Source organism: Rickettsia endosymbiont of Oedothorax gibbosus (assembly GCF_936269705.1).
Lineage (GTDB): Bacteria > Pseudomonadota > Alphaproteobacteria > Rickettsiales > Rickettsiaceae > Tisiphia.
In genome coordinates this window covers 1,051,186-1,066,782 of the sequence record NZ_OW370493.1, presented here as the reverse complement: position 1 = coordinate 1,066,782, position 15,597 = coordinate 1,051,186, and the positions used below count along the sequence as shown (strand labels likewise).

Here is a 15,597-nt window from a genome sequence, read left to right as displayed (position 1 = left end):
GTAAATTGAAGATGGATGATAACTAATGCCTAAAGTAATTTTTGTTGTAGATAAAGATGGGACAGAGAAAATAGTGGACGCCCCTATAGGATTGTCTATTTTGGAAATTGCTCATCAAAACGATATTGATCTTGAAGGTGCATGCGAAGGCTCTCTAGCATGTGCCACTTGCCATGTTATTTTAGATGAGGAATTTTATCACAAATTAAAAAATCCTTCCGAGGCAGAAGAAGATATGCTTGACTTAGCATTTGGTCTTACTCATACTTCAAGACTTGGTTGTCAGATTATTGTTACTGAAGATCTTGACGGTATAAGGGTTCGCTTACCATCTGCTACCCGTAATATTAATTTATAATTGAGTATAATAAAGTGATACGTAAAATTTTACTTTTTATTTGTTTAACTTACACCATAATATGGTTTGCCATTGCTTATACTATCAAAAGTAATGTGGTAAGTACTATAAATAATTCAGAGACAGATAATATTAAGATATCTTATAGCCAAGTCAAAGTTTCTGGTTTCCCTTCCCGCTTGCAGATTAGTTTAGTCGAGCCAAAAATAAAATTTATTGATCATATTAATTCTAAAGAAATATCTGCTGAAAAAATGACATTTTTATTCGATTTTAGTTTTAAAAAAGCTAACTTGATTTTAGGACAAACAATAAAACAACAAGAACATTTTGGTGGTAAGTTAATTGAATATAGTGTACAGTCGAAGGAAGATATTGCCGCACTAGTTAAATTTAATAAACCTATATATAGATTGTCTAGTGGAGATAATCTAAAATCTATTGTGAAGCTTTTGCAAGTTAACAATAAATTATTATCAATTATTCAGGAAGATAAGGAAATTTTTAATATTAGTGACTTGACTTTCTTAATCAATAAAGCAAAATCTCAGGATGGCGAAGATATAGCTTTACAATTACGTTTGTCATATGCTGCAAAGGAAGATTTTTTGAATTTCAAAACAGCTCAGCTTGATTTAGCCACTCTAATAAATATTGCTACTGATCAAGGTAAGGATATCAATTATATCAAAAATTTAAATATTGACCGATTAGTTTTCTCTTGTGATGATAATTCCCAAATAGCTTTGATAGGGTTCTTACAATTTTTTGAGAGTAACTTACCAAAAGGTAAATTATCTTTTGAGTTAACTAATCATCATGATATCATCGATAAGTTGATACCTAATAATTTGCTATTACCTAAAAAAATGATCAAGGCTATAATTGAGAAAGTTGCTAATTCTTCTGTATCTGAAGTGGTTAAGACAGATGATAGTGAAGTAGCGAATTATGAAAAGGTAAAATTTGATATTGAGTTTTCTGATAATGGCATACATATAGGTTCAATTAATCTGCTTGAGTTTAAACTAGAGGATAATCAGGCTGATACTCTGCAAGAAGAAATATCAGAAAATTAAGGCTAAAGTTATATGGGTTTTATATTGTGTTCTTATTACCACAAACTATCACCATAATATTATTGCCCAATGTTATAATAGTTTTTTAAGTTGGCTGAAGACAAATATTATGCTATACACCTAAAGCTAGGTGACCTAAGTGAAATTTGAAAAGAATTTATGTTTCACAGGTATTTATTTGAGAGCCTATAAGGGATTCTTGTTTATTAATTTTAAGGAGAAATATATGAAAAAATTATTGTTAATTGCTGCTACCAGTACAGCTCTTTTGACTTCTGCTACATCATTTGCTGCAACAGGTGGGTTTTATCTTAAAGCTGAAGGTGGAGTAGTTAGGTTGAATGAACTAAATTTTAAGGATGATAAAGACAAGAGTATTGGTAAGTCTAAACCCGTTATTTCTGGTATTGTTGGTGTTGGTGCTGGTTATAATGCGATGGATAATGTTAGAATAGAACTGACCCTTGACTTCCTAACCAATCCAGAATTTAAATGTTCTCGTACTTTTAAAAATCCAAACGACAATAAGGACACATCCGTAGAATCTCAATCTAAAGAAAATGTAAGATCATTATTGCTTAGTGGTTATGTTGATGTGTATGAGTTTGCAGGTATTGGTAAAATCTTTGCAGGAGCTGGTGTTGGTATGGCTCAAGTGCAACAAAAGATTACTTCTACTACAACTTATGATGGAAAGATTGTAAAAGGAGAAAAAGATACTTTATCCTATGATATGGCTAATAACTTTGCTTATCAACTAACTGCTGGTGTTTCTTTTAATTTGGCTGATAACATGAACCTAGATCTTAGCTATAGCTGGAGAGATTATGGAGAAACAGGCGAGATAAAAAAGGACAAAGATGATAAGAGCAAGGATAAGGACAAGACGCCTAAAGCCACCATTAGAAGTCATAACTTGATGGCTGGTATAAGATTTGATCTCTAATAAATAGTTTATTGATTCATTATTTTTATTCTACAAAAAAAGGGGGCTTTTTAGCCCTCTTTTTTTTGTATAATGGTCCCAATATTTTGGACAGAAAAATAAGAAAAATGAGATAGAATTCTTTAGCAAACAAGGAGAGCTAGAGATGAAAAAACAAGTAAGGCAATATAGTGCTGAGGAGAAAGCCAAAATTGTCATAGAAGCAATTAAGGGAGAGCTAACAATAGCCCAGATAACCAGTAAGTATGGTGTTCATGCAACACAGATAAGTAACTGGAAAAAACAAGGTCTTGAGTTGTTAGTACAAGGTTTTAAGAATAAAACACAGAGTGCTGATCCAAATCAGCAGGGGTTAATCAAGAATCTATATGAGCAAATTGGTCAGTTAAGCGTTGAGTGTGACTGGCTCAAAAAAAAATCTGCATTGTTTGGAATTAAAGGTTAGGTGTAATATGATAGAGCCTAATCATAATAAGTTAACAATTGTACAACAGTGTAAGTTATTGGATATTAGCAGGTCAACCTATTACTATCAACCTACTGGTATTAGTGAACAAGATATCAAGATTATGGCAATAATTGATGAGACCTATACTATGCATTCATATTATGGTATGCGGCGGATGGCTAAATATTTACAAGCCCAAGGTTTTTCGGTAGGTCGTAAAGCTGTTAGACGTTACTACAAGATAATGGGTCTTGAAGCTGTTTATCCTAAAATAAATTTAAGCAAGAGGAATCAAGCGCATAAAATATATCCTTATTTACTAAAAGGATTAGAAATAGTATTGCCAAACCAGGTTTGGAGTGCAGATATAACGTATATAAGACTGAGCCAAGGATTCGTATATTTAGTAGCTATTATTGACTGGTATAGTCGTTATATTCTAAGTTGGCGAATCTCCATTAGTTTGGAAAGTGAATTTTGTGTAACAGCCCTTGAAGACGCTATAGAAAAATATGGTATGCCAAAAATATTTAATACTGATCAAGGAGTACAATTTACCTCGGAGAATTTTATTAGTATGCTAAAGCTACATAATATTTTGATTAGTATGGATGGTAAGGGACGAGCCTTAGATAATATTTTTATTGAACGTTTTTAGCGATCATTAAAACAGGAAAAAATTTATCGGATTATTCTAACAACAGTAAAGGAGGCAAAGACAGCAATTAACGAATATATGGACTTTTATAATAGACAAAGGATACATCAAGCTTTGGATTATAAAAATCCAGAATGTGTATATTTTGAAAAAAATATTGTATAAAAACAACAATTTAATTTTTGTGAATTATATCTCTATTTATCTAAATTTTTGTCTAGACAAAGGGGACCACCTTAAACTTTTATCGAGATTGCTTAAATAGGCTATTAACTCATCTCTTGTAACTTTTTGATAACCTATTTTTTTGCCATTTTGATCGACTTGCACCAAGTGCATACTATTTTTTGCTAAATCTATTCCTATTATAGTATTTTTTATGCTATTATTTATCATAGTATGGACCTATTAATTAAATTATTATTTAATTTGGAGCAGCTGAAAACTATTTTTCAGCTGACTCCGTACCAGTAAAGCATATTTCGCTTCACTCGTCCATACCATCATTCCCGCTTCGGTGCGGAATCTATAATACCTCAGGGCATTTTTAGATCCCGCACTGAAGCAGGGATGACAACCATTGTCCTATATTTTATTCAAATCTGCAAAAAAATTGATTATCGAGTCATACCTGCGTAAGCAGGTATCCAGATTCCCGCCTACGTGGGAATGATGGTATGGACGAGTGAAGCGAAATATGCTTTACTTGTACGGAGTCAGCTGAAAAATAGTTTTCAGCTGCTCCAAATTAAATAATAATTTAATTAATAGGTCCATACCATGATAAATAATAGCATAAAAAATACTATAATAGGAATAGATTTAGCAAAAAATAGTATGCACTTGGTGCAAGTCGATCAAAATGGCAAAAAAATAGGTTATCAAAAAGTTACAAGAGATGAGTTAATAGCCTATTTAAGCAATCTCGATAAAAGTTCATTGGTAGCTATGGAAGCATGTGGAGGAGCTAATTATTGGTCACAGGAAATTGCTAAGCTTGGTTTGCAAGTCAAACTAATGAAAACAAAAGATGTAAAAGTTTATGCGACATCGAAACAGAAAAATGATTATAACGATGCGTTAGCAATATGCAAAGCGGCTCGTGATCCAGAATTAAAAACTGTGCTGCCAAAAAGTAAAGAGGAACAAGATATAAAATTTTTGCATAAAATTAGAAGTAATACGATCAGAGATCGTGTGCAAAAAACTAATTCTACAATATCAAGTTTATGTGAATATGGCTATAATACAAAATTAAGTAAAAATAAATTTTGCAAATCATGTAGGCTGGAGGTAGAGTTAGCGTATAGTAAAGGTTATATAAATTCTGGGATACGGTCAATTTTACTTTTAGAATGTAAAGAAATTGAGGATTTATGTGACAAAGAGAAAACTTTAGAAAAGCTGATTATCAGCAATAATAAGCAAAGTGAGAAAGCTACTAGGTTGCAGACAATTTTTGGCATTGGAGCAATCAATGCTAGTTGTTTGAGTGTAGCCCCAATGGAAAGTTATCCAACCCCGAGGGATTTTGCTGCTTCGCTTGGTTTGGTACCAAAGCAACATAGCTCAGGAGATAAGATAGTTTTAGGAGGGATTACCAAACAGGGAGATAGATATGCCAGAACTATGTTGATTCAAGCCGCAAGGACAATAGCAATAAGAGCAAAAAGTGGTAAGGAATCGAAAGATAAACTAGTGCGTGCAGTGGGCAGTGAAGAAATTTGCTGAAAATAAATCATATAATATTATATGTGTTGGTTTAGCAAATAAGTTAGCAAGGATTGCTTATGCAGTAGTCACCAATGGTAGCGAATATGTTGCAAATTAGTTTAGTTGAGAAAAAAGAAGAAACTATGTCAACTAAATAAAAATTGGTAATTGATAAATATTGCGAGTAAAGAATAGTAACAATAAAGAGAACGAAAGTTAAAGAGTTAATGAATAAGTATTCTGAATAAATCCGTAATTATGTCGAGGCTCTAGAAGCCGTGGGAATGAGAGGTCACTCAAGGATATTTATAAGAATGCAGAAACCATTATGGCACCCGATGCCGAATATATGACCGCTTCCTTTGTGGCTCTATTTTTTTATTTTCTTTGTTGACAAATTCACTCGTCCATATATGACAAATTCACTCGTCCATATATGACAACGGGAAGCGGAGATGATAACTCGCAGTTGCTTCGTCGACCTACGGTTCACAATGACGGAGTAATAATTTTAATTCTCTGGCAATAATATTTCTCTTTTACCAGTGTGGTTAGGAGGGGATATTACACCATTTTGTTCCATTTTCTCCACAAGAGTAGCAGCTCGATTATAACCAATTCGTAAACATCTTTGTATATAGCTAATTGATACTTTTCGTTCTAATTGTACTATTTGTACCGCTCTTTTATATAGAGTTTCGTCATTAGTTGAATCATCTCCAGAACTTTCGACATTTACTTCATCATCATCTAATTGTTGAGTCACTGCTGAAAGATATTCAGGAGTTCCTGTTGCTCTTAAATATTCGGTTACTTTCTCTACCTCTTTATCATCAACAAATGGACCATGAACCCTGGTAATCTTTGACGAATTACCCATATAAAGCATGTCTCCCATACCGAGTAACTGCTCAGAGCCTTGTTCACCAAGAATAGTTCTACTATCAATCTTAGAAGTTACTTTAAAACTGATACGACTTGGAAAATTAGCTTTAATTACCCCAGTAATAACATCAACAGAAGGTCTCTGAGTTGCCATGATAATATGAATACCTGCAGCTCTTGCCATTTGAGCAAGACGTTGTATCGATAATTCGATATCCTTGCCAGCTACCAGCATTAAATCAGCCATTTCATCAACAATTACTACAATGAACGGTAATTTCTCCATATTCATTTCAATTGTTTCATAAATAGGCTTGCCGGTTTCTGAATCAAATCCTGTTTGGATAGAACGCTCTAATATTTTACCGCTTGACGCAGCTTCCAAAATTTTAGCATTATAACCAGCTATATTTCTTACCCCAATATTTGACATTGCTCTATAACGATTTTCCATCTCTTTTACTGCCCATTTAAGGGCTACTACCGCTTTGTTTGCTTCGGTAACCACTGGGGTTAGGAGATGTGGTATGCCATCATAGGTTGATAATTCAAGCATTTTAGGATCGATCATTATTAACCGACATTCTTCTGGGGTATAACGGTAAAGTAGGGAAATTATCATCGCATTAATTGCCACTGATTTACCTGAACCAGTCGTACCTGCAACTAATAAATGGGGCATTTTTGCTAAGTCTGCAACAAAAGGCTTGCCAGCTAAATCTTTACCTAAAATCAATGGTAGCATAATGCTATTATCTTGATATTCTGGTGTTTCAATTAATTCTCTTAGACAAAAGAAAGCTCGTTGTTTATTTGGTAATTCAATACCTAAAACGTTTCTACCCGGTATTACAGCTATTCTAGTTGATATTGCAGATAATGATCTGGCAATATCGTCTGATAAACCTATAATCCTAGAAGATTTAGTACCGGCAGCTGGTTCAAATTCATATAAGGTGACAACCGGACCTTGATTAATATTAATGACCTGACCTTTAACACCAAAATCATTAAGAACAGTCAGCAATATTTGGGCATTATGTTGTAATTCTGATAAAGTTTCCACTTTTATATTTTGGCTATCAGCTTGTTTTAATAATTCGATAGGTGGTAAGTCTGGTAATTGGTCATTTTCTTTTCTTGATGCAGATTGTTTCTTTAAATAATGAGATTGTGGATCATTATTTTTCCCTGAGGATACATCCATTTTGTCAGCATATGAAGCTTCTTCTTGATTAATAAAAGGAGCCCTTTTTATCAAAAATGGTTTAGTTGAGTTGCTATTTGTTGATATTGTAGGTAAGAATATAATTTTTTTATAAGGTACTAGTTTGAGTAATTTAATTATAGCATTCCAAGAAGCTGAAAATTTTATCTCTGCCAGTAAAAATAATAAAATAAACGTGACAATAATTAAAGCATAATCGGCTCTAGCATCTAATTGTTTGACTAGTGGGTAAATAATAGTACCGACTGTTCCGCCGGCACCAGCCGGTAAATAATCAATTTTTATCTTAGTGCAGACTATCGATAATGATATAATTGAAAGCAGCATCACCATTATCCGGATGGTAACCCATTTTTTCTCTAAACGCCACACACTCAAAGACCAAAAAAAACAACAAATGGGTAAAATAAACGACGCTATACCAAAAAATTGGTAAAAAATATCCGCCAAATAACAACCAAAATAACCTAATAAATTGCTTGGATATTTGGCTGTCACAGAATTAAAGGAAGGATCGTCTGGATTATAAGTTACTAGTAATAAAGTAGTAAAGCAGCCTACCAACATTAATAGAGCAGACCGCACTCTATTATTAGTAAGAATCCTGTTGATGTAGTATAACACAAAAATTGCCTAAAAAAATGAACCACTTTGGTCGTTGCCTAATATCCTCAAAGAACCTAGTATATATAAATGGAATCCATATATCTGAATAATAGACTCAGACAGGAATGTTTCCTAATAGTAAAAATTATAGTCCCGGGGCAATACGTTAAGCTCACGAACCAAGTAGCTCTTCTGTTTTAAAGAGTATTTTTTAAGTAAATATTCCAAGTATTTTATAATAATATCACTTTCCAATCTTTCGTGCAAGTTCTTCTAAATATCCTGCTATAGTACTTAACGTTTCTGCAAATTTTTCTTCTTCACAAGGTATTTTTTCACCATCGATTTTAGCAATTTTATTAGTCAAATTTTGTACTTGTTCCTGTAAATTTAAGGCAGACATAACTAATAATAGTTCAAATGATGCTGATGGGCTAGCCTTTTTTATCTGGGTAATATTTTCATTTAACTTGGCTGCAAGATTGCACAATTCTTCTTCCGATCCATCACTACATGCTAGTTGGAAAGTTTTGCTACCTAGTATTATTGTTACTATAGACATCTATGTTATGTATTTTTGTGTTTTATTTCTTCCAGTTCAGCAATATATACAGCTATTTGCTCAAGTATTTTTCTATAATTATCCTTGAGATGTTTATTTTCATCTTTCAGTCTATTAATTTCTTGATGCTGCTCCGCAATATCCGACAAAAGACCTTCAATCCCTTGATCCACTTCTTGCATTAATTTAAGTAACAAATCAGTATTTATTGTCATTCATATGGTAATATTAAGTGAAAAATTATTGGAATTATTATTAATGTTAAAATAGAAATTATAATGAGCTGTTTTTTCCATTTATAATCAGATGCCATTGAACCAGCCCTATTTTTGAAGTCAATATCTTTAGGGAGTTCCTGCTCATCTTCCTCACCTGTATCCAAAACTATCCCTAAATAATTTGAATATAACTTAAGATAACCTTTCACATAAACTTCCGCTGGCATTGAATTTAGGTCTCCTTCTTCAAGAGCCTCTAAATATTGCTTTCTAATTTTCAAATAATCAGATATCTCTTCAAGAGTTTTGCCAGACTCTATTCTTGCTTGTTTTAGGGATGACGACATAACACGCTACTCAAGTTTACGCAAAAAGGTTTCAAACTTCTTATTTGCTAAAATTAAAATATTTAAGTCAATATTTTCCTGCAATCTAATTGCTTTGACAAAATCTAGGAAAATAGACGCAGAATCTATATTATTATCAATCCATAAATCTAAATCAATATTTACTTTGGATTTGTTAATTATTTTAGTTAATAATTGTCTTTGTTTATCATACAAGTCATCTTTCAATGATTGCGTTGATAATCTATTCCAATAAGAATCATTTAGCTGTTTATCACAAGATTTACGAAGCCAATCAATACTAAATTTGCTACCAGTAGCAAAATATAAACTAGCAACATCATTATTTGTAGCCTGGGTTCTTTTTGCAATATAGATTATGTCAAAAACTGACACTAAGCTATCGAGAGTCGCGACCCTTTGAGCTATCTCATCTTTCACTCCCAACAAAGCATATTGCTTAACTTTATCATCGAATTTATTTTTAGCTTCTCCTAAGAGAAATTTACTCACCACTTTGCTAAGCATTCTAGATGGTTCATAAAATTCATCAATGGTATCACTAATATTGATAGGATGTTTTATATGCTTTAAAAACCATGAGATACCTCTACGCATAATTTTAGCAAGTTCAGTAAACATGTCAATTTTAACTTTATACTCTATAGCACTTAGAGATTCCACTATAGTCCATAAATTATCTAAATCAAAAATTTCACAAATAATGGTATATGAACGAACTATATCACAAAGAGCAGCACCAGTGTCACGTTTTATAAGATTAAGTGATGGACCACCTAACTGATTAATAATTTTATTTGTTACAACGGTTCGAATAATTTCATGCTTAAGTGGATGAGATAAAATTTCTTCACGAAATTTCTCTTGCATTAGTGCTGGAAAGTAATTAATCAGATAAGACTCAAAATATTTATCTTTTGAGAATGTTGCTGTTATTAAATCATGATAGACTGAGCGTTTACTATAAGAAAGTAATACACAAAGCTCAGGACGAGTTATACTTTCATTATTAAGAGCCCTTCTATTTAACTCTTCCCTAGTTGGTAAGAACTCAACAGTTCGATCAATTAATTTTTCTTCTTCTAAAGTATCAATAAATTGGCTAAATATTTCGATAGTCAAAATACGAGATAATTGCATGATATTAATCGCTTGATTCTGCTTATAATTATCAACTAATATCAACTCTTCAACTTGTTTGGTCATAGTAAACAGTAGTTTATTACGTTCTTCTAAACTGATTTTTTTAGAAACCATAGCTTGATTAAGAGCGATTTTTATATTTACTTCATGATCTGAACAATCAACACCAGCTGAATTATCAATAAAATCAGTATTTATCTGTCCACCGAGCTTGCTATATTCTATTCTACCTTGTTGCGATACGCCAATATTTCCACCTTCCCCTATTACTTTAGCTCTAATATCTTTACCATTGACTCTCAGATTATCATTTGCCTTATCGCCTATATCTAGGTGACTTTCTGTCGAAGCTTTTATATAGGTTCCTATACCACCATTCCATATTAAATCAACTTCTGCTTGTAAAATAGTTCTAATCAGCTGTTCTGGGGTTAGTTGGTCAACATCTATCTTTAGCAATAATTTAGCTTCTGCCGATAACAAAATAGATTTACTACTTCGCTCAAAAACCCCCCCACCTTTTGAAATTAACTGTTGATTATAGTCAGACCAATTTGATGTAGGTAACTCAAACAATCTCATACGTTCATTAAAACTAATAATCGGATCAGGTTGTGGATCAATAAATATATGTTTATGATTAAATGCCGCAACAAGTTTTACTGCATTAGACCTAAGCATACCATTACCAAAAACGTCTCCAGACATATCACCAATACCAACAACGGTAATAGGGTCTTTTTGCACATCAATACCCATAGCATAAAAATGACTTGCTACAGAAATCCACGCTCCTTTTGAAGTAATAGCCATTTTCTTATGGTCATAACCGGCTGATCCCCCGGAAGCAAAAGCATCGCCTAACCAAAAATTATATTCAGCAGATATACTATTCGCATGATCTGAGAACGTTGCTGTACCTTTATCTGCTGCAACTACTAAATATGGATCTTCCTGATCATAGATAATAGTGTTTTGCGGTTGGATAATTTTGCCATTAACTATATTATCAGTGATATCAAGTAAACCACGGAGAAAATTCTTATAACATTCTATAACTCTTGCCATATATTCTTGACGAGTCATATTATCATCAGTGAAATTAACGAAAAACCCACCTTTTGAGCCGTCAAAAGGCACAATGACCGAATTTTTGGTACTTTGTGCTTTCATTAGCCCTAATACTTCTATTCTATAATCCTCTCCTCTATCAGACCATCTAATACCACCACGAGATACTTTGCCACCTCGTAAATGAATAGCTTCAAAATCATTAGCATAAACAAATATTTCAGCAAATGGCACTGGCAAAGGTAAATTAGGAACTTTTTTTGAATCAAATTTAAAAGAAAAATAATTTTTACAGACTATATTATGTTTGTTGTCTCCATTCTGCAAATTAGAACTAGATTGATAGCAATTAGTTCTAACAATAGCTTCAATAGTACCAAACATATGCCTTAAAACCTTATCCTCACTACTACTAGTGATTTTATTAAGATAGCTAAGGATACTGTCTTTTATAGTTTTTGTACGTTCATCTGAAGAGTTTGCCGGATTAAATTTAGCATCAAACAAATCAACTAGCATTTTAGTATATAGAAAATGCTTTATTAAGGTCAGTTGAACATAACCCTTACCATAGATAAAGCCTGTTTGATGTAAATATCTAGTTAATGCTTTGACTAACTTAACTTGCCACCAATTAAATCCTGATAACACTATTAATTTGCTTAAAGAATCATTATCTAAAAGTCCGAGAGATATTTTATCTAAAGCCTCTTCTACATTGGCTTTAAGCAAATCAATATTGCCTTCAATAGTTATTAATGGTTCGAGAGTAAACTCATATATCCAACTCTCTTTAATAGACTTCCCGCAAAATTCTACTTCTGCTGGTGATTTGTACGTCGAGTCGGTACTCGAATCCTCACGTACCTTTAAGTACGCTGCGGTTCTGCGTACCAAGTCTCCTTCAAATCCCTCAGCATAAGCGACTTTTGCAGGAAGTCTAATATCTTCTGTTCCTTTTATAGCAAAGCTTTGTTCATCTATAGCCTTGAATCCCAAATTTTCTATAGATGGTAGTAGGTCGGAAAGAGCTAATTTGGGAGCAGGACTGTAAATTTTTAGCTGAAATTCACTATTATTTATAGTAATTAAATTAAATATAGGCTTGTGATAAATACTTGCCTCTTTTAGATACTCAATATCTATTAAAGTTGTTTGCCCATTAAATTTCTCTTTATAATCAATAGGAAAAATTGGATCAAAAAGTTTAAAATTTACTCCTCCCTGATATTCACCAAAATTTTTACATAATTTATGATAAAAATCTTCACTCCAACGAGTTGAAAGTTTATCTAATTCTTGCTCTATTATTTCAACTTCAAAATTAAGGCTATTTTTATTCTGTACCTCTAACGTAACAAATAAATATGAAAAATTTTCTGCCACTTCTGCCATATAATCTGATAGTATTACTCCATTAAGTGTATCGGATAAATAACAATTTATGGCACTATGTACTTCTGGTGTTAAACGATCTCTTGATAAGAATATTATGATATTAATAAAAGAATCAGACCAATCTTGTTGAATAAATAATTTGAGTTTTCTACTCATCATACCTGAAAGTACATGTAAGCACATACAGTATAGATCACCTTCATCAATCTGTATCAAAGCCTCTTTCGGTAGAGATTGAACTATACTTTTAAGCTTTTTGGTATTATATCCATCAGTCGGAAAGGCAGATTTATCTAGAACGAATTGTAGCTTTTGTCTCAATATAGGAATATCGGTAATTAGCTGGTAATATATTGCAGAACTATATAAACCAAAAATTATGCTACCTGAAAGATACTTTTTATCCCGATCGATCTTCTTGATTAAAATATAATCTACTAAGTTATTTCTATGTACCCTTGATAGGGTATTAATTTTACCTAAAATGACTAATTTATTGTTATGTAATGGGCTTGCTGAGCGTTCAATAATATCAATAACTTCATTTTTAGTATCTTGTCCTTGCCATATTTTCTGGACACCCTCCTCTGAGGAAAAATCTTTGGAAATTAGATCAAAGTTAATCATACCTAAAAAAGTAAAATTATCATCTTTTAGCCAATTTAAGAAATCTATAGACTCATTATAATCTAAATAGTTATTGTGTAATTGTTGATTATTTTGAATCTCATTTGAAATCGTTGTTACTCTGTTCAATAATTTAGACCACACATTATGAGTAGTATCGACCTGATCTAAAGTTTTATTTAAAGAATTTTCTAAAGAATTGATATCGCTCTGATCAAAATTTCCTAAAATAGTTATATGTACTAAAGATTCGTCACTATCTTGCTTTACATCCAATATTTCTTGTAAATGACCATCATTGTTTCTTACGCAAGCTATAACAGGATGGAGTAAAAATTTAGCTTTCAAGTTGAGAGTTGTTAACAAACAAATAATCGAATCAACTATGAATGATTTATTTTCGTTCAATAACAAAATATTAATAGCAGGATTATTTTCAATTATCGTACTGACAATCTGCAATTTCCTTTTACTAGGTTGCTTTTCTTTAAAGAACTGAAAAGCACTATAAGCAAACTCGCCAAATAATTCTTGTCTATCTCTAAACCTATAATCTACAGGAATATAAACTAAAAATTTTTGTATAAATTTATTAAAAAGTGGTTCTCCACTTTTTACCTTACTTAACGATAAAATTTCTGATTTATAATTAGGCACTTGACAAGTAAGTCTACTTAAAGATAAAGACACTCTCTCTGCAACCCTATTTATTGTAACTTTTTCTATTGTCATATTGTTACCACACTTTATTATTGTTTCAAAGATTAAGCATTATATAGCTAACCCCATTAGTATTACTCCGCCTATTAGCGAACGAACGTATGTGAGCGTGGCAATTCTGTTTTTTGCCATTCCTCCACAACTGTCGAAAGTTAGAAGAGGATACGGGTTTAGATAGCTTTTCCGTCATTGCAAGACCACGTAGTGGTCGCATAGGCGTTAGTTTAAGAAAATAAAGTAGAAAAGTCGTCATTGCGAGCCACCGTAGGTGGCGTGGCAATCTATAAAAGAGTGGATTGCTTCGTCGGCTAACGCTTTCTCGCAATGACGGCTTTCCAATTATTACCTTCTTAAACTGACGCATATGTGCAATGACGTTGACCACATACGACTTTAAAACTACCCGGTCTAAAATTGCTTCCTCTTCTAACTTTCAACAGTTGTGGGATGAGACCCTACACGAGAATGACAATTTATAGATATCCTCGTTCTCTTCACAATAACGCCTGTACTCTCAAAAACTTATTTAGATTAGCATAATTCTTATCCCAGACTAAGCTATTTAATGTATTACGTCAATTCGGGATAAGGATATTGTGAACATGTAGATTAAAATCAAATTTTGTTGAAGGTTTATTTTTCTTTAATGAGTAAGCAACAAGAGTAGATAATATATGGACAAAGGCATTTATTGGTGATCTATGTCTAGTATGTTCAAGGTTCATTTTATTTTTTAGATAATCAAAAACTGTTTCAATTAAGTTACGCTTTCGAAGTAAGATTTTTTCTTTCAAATCCATTAATTTATTTTCCATATTCTTCTTAATTCCATGAATCATTTTTAAGCCTCTTTCATATAAATTTAAGAACAAATTTTGCTTAATATAACCTTTATCAGCTGCTATAATTCCAGTTAATCTTTTTGTTAACTCCGGTACTGGAACCCTATCATCTACATTGCCTTTGGTCACTTTTAATGCCATAAACTCCCCTTTATTATTGATTATTACATGTAATTTAAAACCATAAAAATACCCCATAGAGGATTTACTATGTTTGGCTAATCCTTTAAAAACTTTATTGCTATAACGCCTTTTATTGTGACAAGCTTTAATCGTTGTAGAGTCAATAAAATAAATACCTGTTTCCTCACCAAACAACAAATGAATCAACATATTTAGCGGTATGAATAATCGTGCCATTAATTCAACAAATCTATTATAACTCAAGGCTTTGGGAAAATCATCCTTATGCATGCACTCTATATAACTTTTATAGAAAAATTTAAAATTCTTAGCATAGGATGTATGAAACATAATTATTATTGTTAACATTTCACTTAGACTCATGCTACAACAGCGATTTCTTTGCTTATTTGATGGTAATAACTTTCTCTGTTCATACTCCAAATAAATTTTACAAAAATCATCTATAAAACTATATAATTCTGTGATATCTTTTTTCATGCCTGTAGTTTGTTTTTTTGTTTAAAAATATAAATACTGCAGGCACTCCTTTTTGACAATCCTTTTATCTATTACTATTTCATCTATATCTTATCCCGAACTG

The 15,597-nt window shown here is 32.2% G+C and carries 13 protein-coding genes and 4 pseudogenes; 8 read left to right on the top strand and 9 right to left on the bottom strand.

Translation table 11 applies throughout. The features are described 5' to 3' along the window. Positions 1 to 25: 25 nt before the first annotated feature. From NBW66_RS05875 to NBW66_RS14970, 6 genes and pseudogenes are all read left to right on the top strand, one after another. On the top strand, positions 26 to 358 hold the full coding sequence (locus tag NBW66_RS05875) for a ferredoxin family 2Fe-2S iron-sulfur cluster binding protein (protein WP_250312008.1): 333 nt from the start codon (positions 26 to 28) through the stop codon (positions 356 to 358). A 14-nt stretch (positions 359 to 372) separates the two neighbouring features. Then, positions 373 to 1,437 (top strand): hypothetical protein, encoded by a 1,065-nt coding sequence (locus NBW66_RS05870; protein ID WP_250312007.1) that lies wholly within the window; start codon positions 373 to 375, stop codon positions 1,435 to 1,437. A 226-nt stretch (positions 1,438 to 1,663) separates the two neighbouring features. Continuing rightward, on the top strand, positions 1,664 to 2,383 hold the full coding sequence (locus NBW66_RS05865; RefSeq protein WP_250312006.1) for an outer membrane protein: 720 nt from the start codon (positions 1,664 to 1,666) through the stop codon (positions 2,381 to 2,383). A gap of 145 nt (positions 2,384 to 2,528) precedes the next feature. Next, positions 2,529 to 2,828 carry a transposase gene (locus NBW66_RS05860; protein WP_094649795.1) on the top strand — a complete coding sequence of 100 codons (300 nt, stop codon included), beginning with the start codon at positions 2,529 to 2,531 and terminating at the stop codon, positions 2,826 to 2,828. 7 nt (positions 2,829 to 2,835) lie between these two features. Continuing rightward, entirely contained in the window at positions 2,836 to 3,489 is a 654-nt protein-coding gene (locus NBW66_RS05855; RefSeq protein WP_250312005.1) for an IS3 family transposase, read from the top strand. Positions 3,490 to 3,504: 15 nt separating this feature from the next. Continuing rightward, a pseudogene (locus NBW66_RS14970) lies at positions 3,505 to 3,654 on the top strand (IS3 family transposase); the annotation flags it as partial. A gap of 36 nt (positions 3,655 to 3,690) precedes the next feature. On the opposite strand, the gene NBW66_RS05850 reads toward NBW66_RS14970, so the two are convergent. Further along, a complete protein-coding gene (locus NBW66_RS05850) occupies positions 3,691 to 3,885 on the bottom strand; it encodes a hypothetical protein (RefSeq protein ID WP_250312004.1) in 195 nt (64 codons plus the stop codon). 384 nt (positions 3,886 to 4,269) lie between these two features. On the opposite strand from NBW66_RS05850, the gene NBW66_RS05845 reads away from it, so the two are divergent. Continuing rightward, on the top strand, positions 4,270 to 5,220 hold the full coding sequence (locus NBW66_RS05845; RefSeq protein WP_250310642.1) for an IS110 family RNA-guided transposase: 951 nt from the start codon (positions 4,270 to 4,272) through the stop codon (positions 5,218 to 5,220). Continuing rightward, positions 5,192 to 5,320, top strand: coding sequence for a hypothetical protein (locus NBW66_RS14490; protein ID WP_284346674.1), 129 nt, complete (start codon positions 5,192 to 5,194; stop codon positions 5,318 to 5,320). Before NBW66_RS05845 ends, NBW66_RS14490 begins: the two co-directional genes overlap by 29 nt. Before the next feature lie 393 nt (positions 5,321 to 5,713). On the opposite strand, the gene NBW66_RS05840 is transcribed toward NBW66_RS14490, so the two are convergent. The 8 genes and pseudogenes from NBW66_RS05840 to NBW66_RS05815 form a co-directional block, all read right to left on the bottom strand. Then, a complete protein-coding gene (locus NBW66_RS05840) occupies positions 5,714 to 7,939 on the bottom strand; it encodes a DNA translocase FtsK (protein ID WP_250312003.1) in 2,226 nt (741 codons plus the stop codon). Positions 7,940 to 8,165: 226 nt separating this feature from the next. Then, a complete protein-coding gene (locus tag NBW66_RS05835; protein WP_250312002.1) occupies positions 8,166 to 8,483 on the bottom strand; it encodes a cell division protein ZapA in 318 nt (105 codons plus the stop codon). 5 nt (positions 8,484 to 8,488) lie between these two features. Next, positions 8,489 to 8,680 (bottom strand): hypothetical protein, encoded by a 192-nt coding sequence (locus NBW66_RS05830; RefSeq protein ID WP_250312001.1) that lies wholly within the window; start codon positions 8,678 to 8,680, stop codon positions 8,489 to 8,491. A 14-nt stretch (positions 8,681 to 8,694) separates the two neighbouring features. Further along, the gene (locus NBW66_RS05825; RefSeq protein WP_250312000.1) at positions 8,695 to 9,048 is read right to left on the bottom strand and encodes a helix-turn-helix domain-containing protein; all 354 of its coding nucleotides are present in this window, start codon (positions 9,046 to 9,048) and stop codon (positions 8,695 to 8,697) included. 6 nt (positions 9,049 to 9,054) lie between these two features. Next, positions 9,055 to 12,081, bottom strand: a pseudogene (locus tag NBW66_RS14965) (NAD-glutamate dehydrogenase domain-containing protein); the annotation flags it as partial. Positions 12,082 to 12,186: 105 nt separating this feature from the next. Continuing rightward, positions 12,187 to 12,366: pseudogene (locus tag NBW66_RS14960) on the bottom strand (hypothetical protein); the annotation flags it as partial. Between the two features lie 201 nt (positions 12,367 to 12,567). Further along, positions 12,568 to 14,040 (bottom strand): annotated as a pseudogene (locus NBW66_RS14955) (NAD-glutamate dehydrogenase); the annotation flags it as partial. Between the two features lie 563 nt (positions 14,041 to 14,603). Then, a complete protein-coding gene (locus NBW66_RS05815) occupies positions 14,604 to 15,494 on the bottom strand; it encodes an IS982 family transposase (protein WP_250310582.1) in 891 nt (296 codons plus the stop codon). Positions 15,495 to 15,597: the final 103 nt, after the last annotated feature.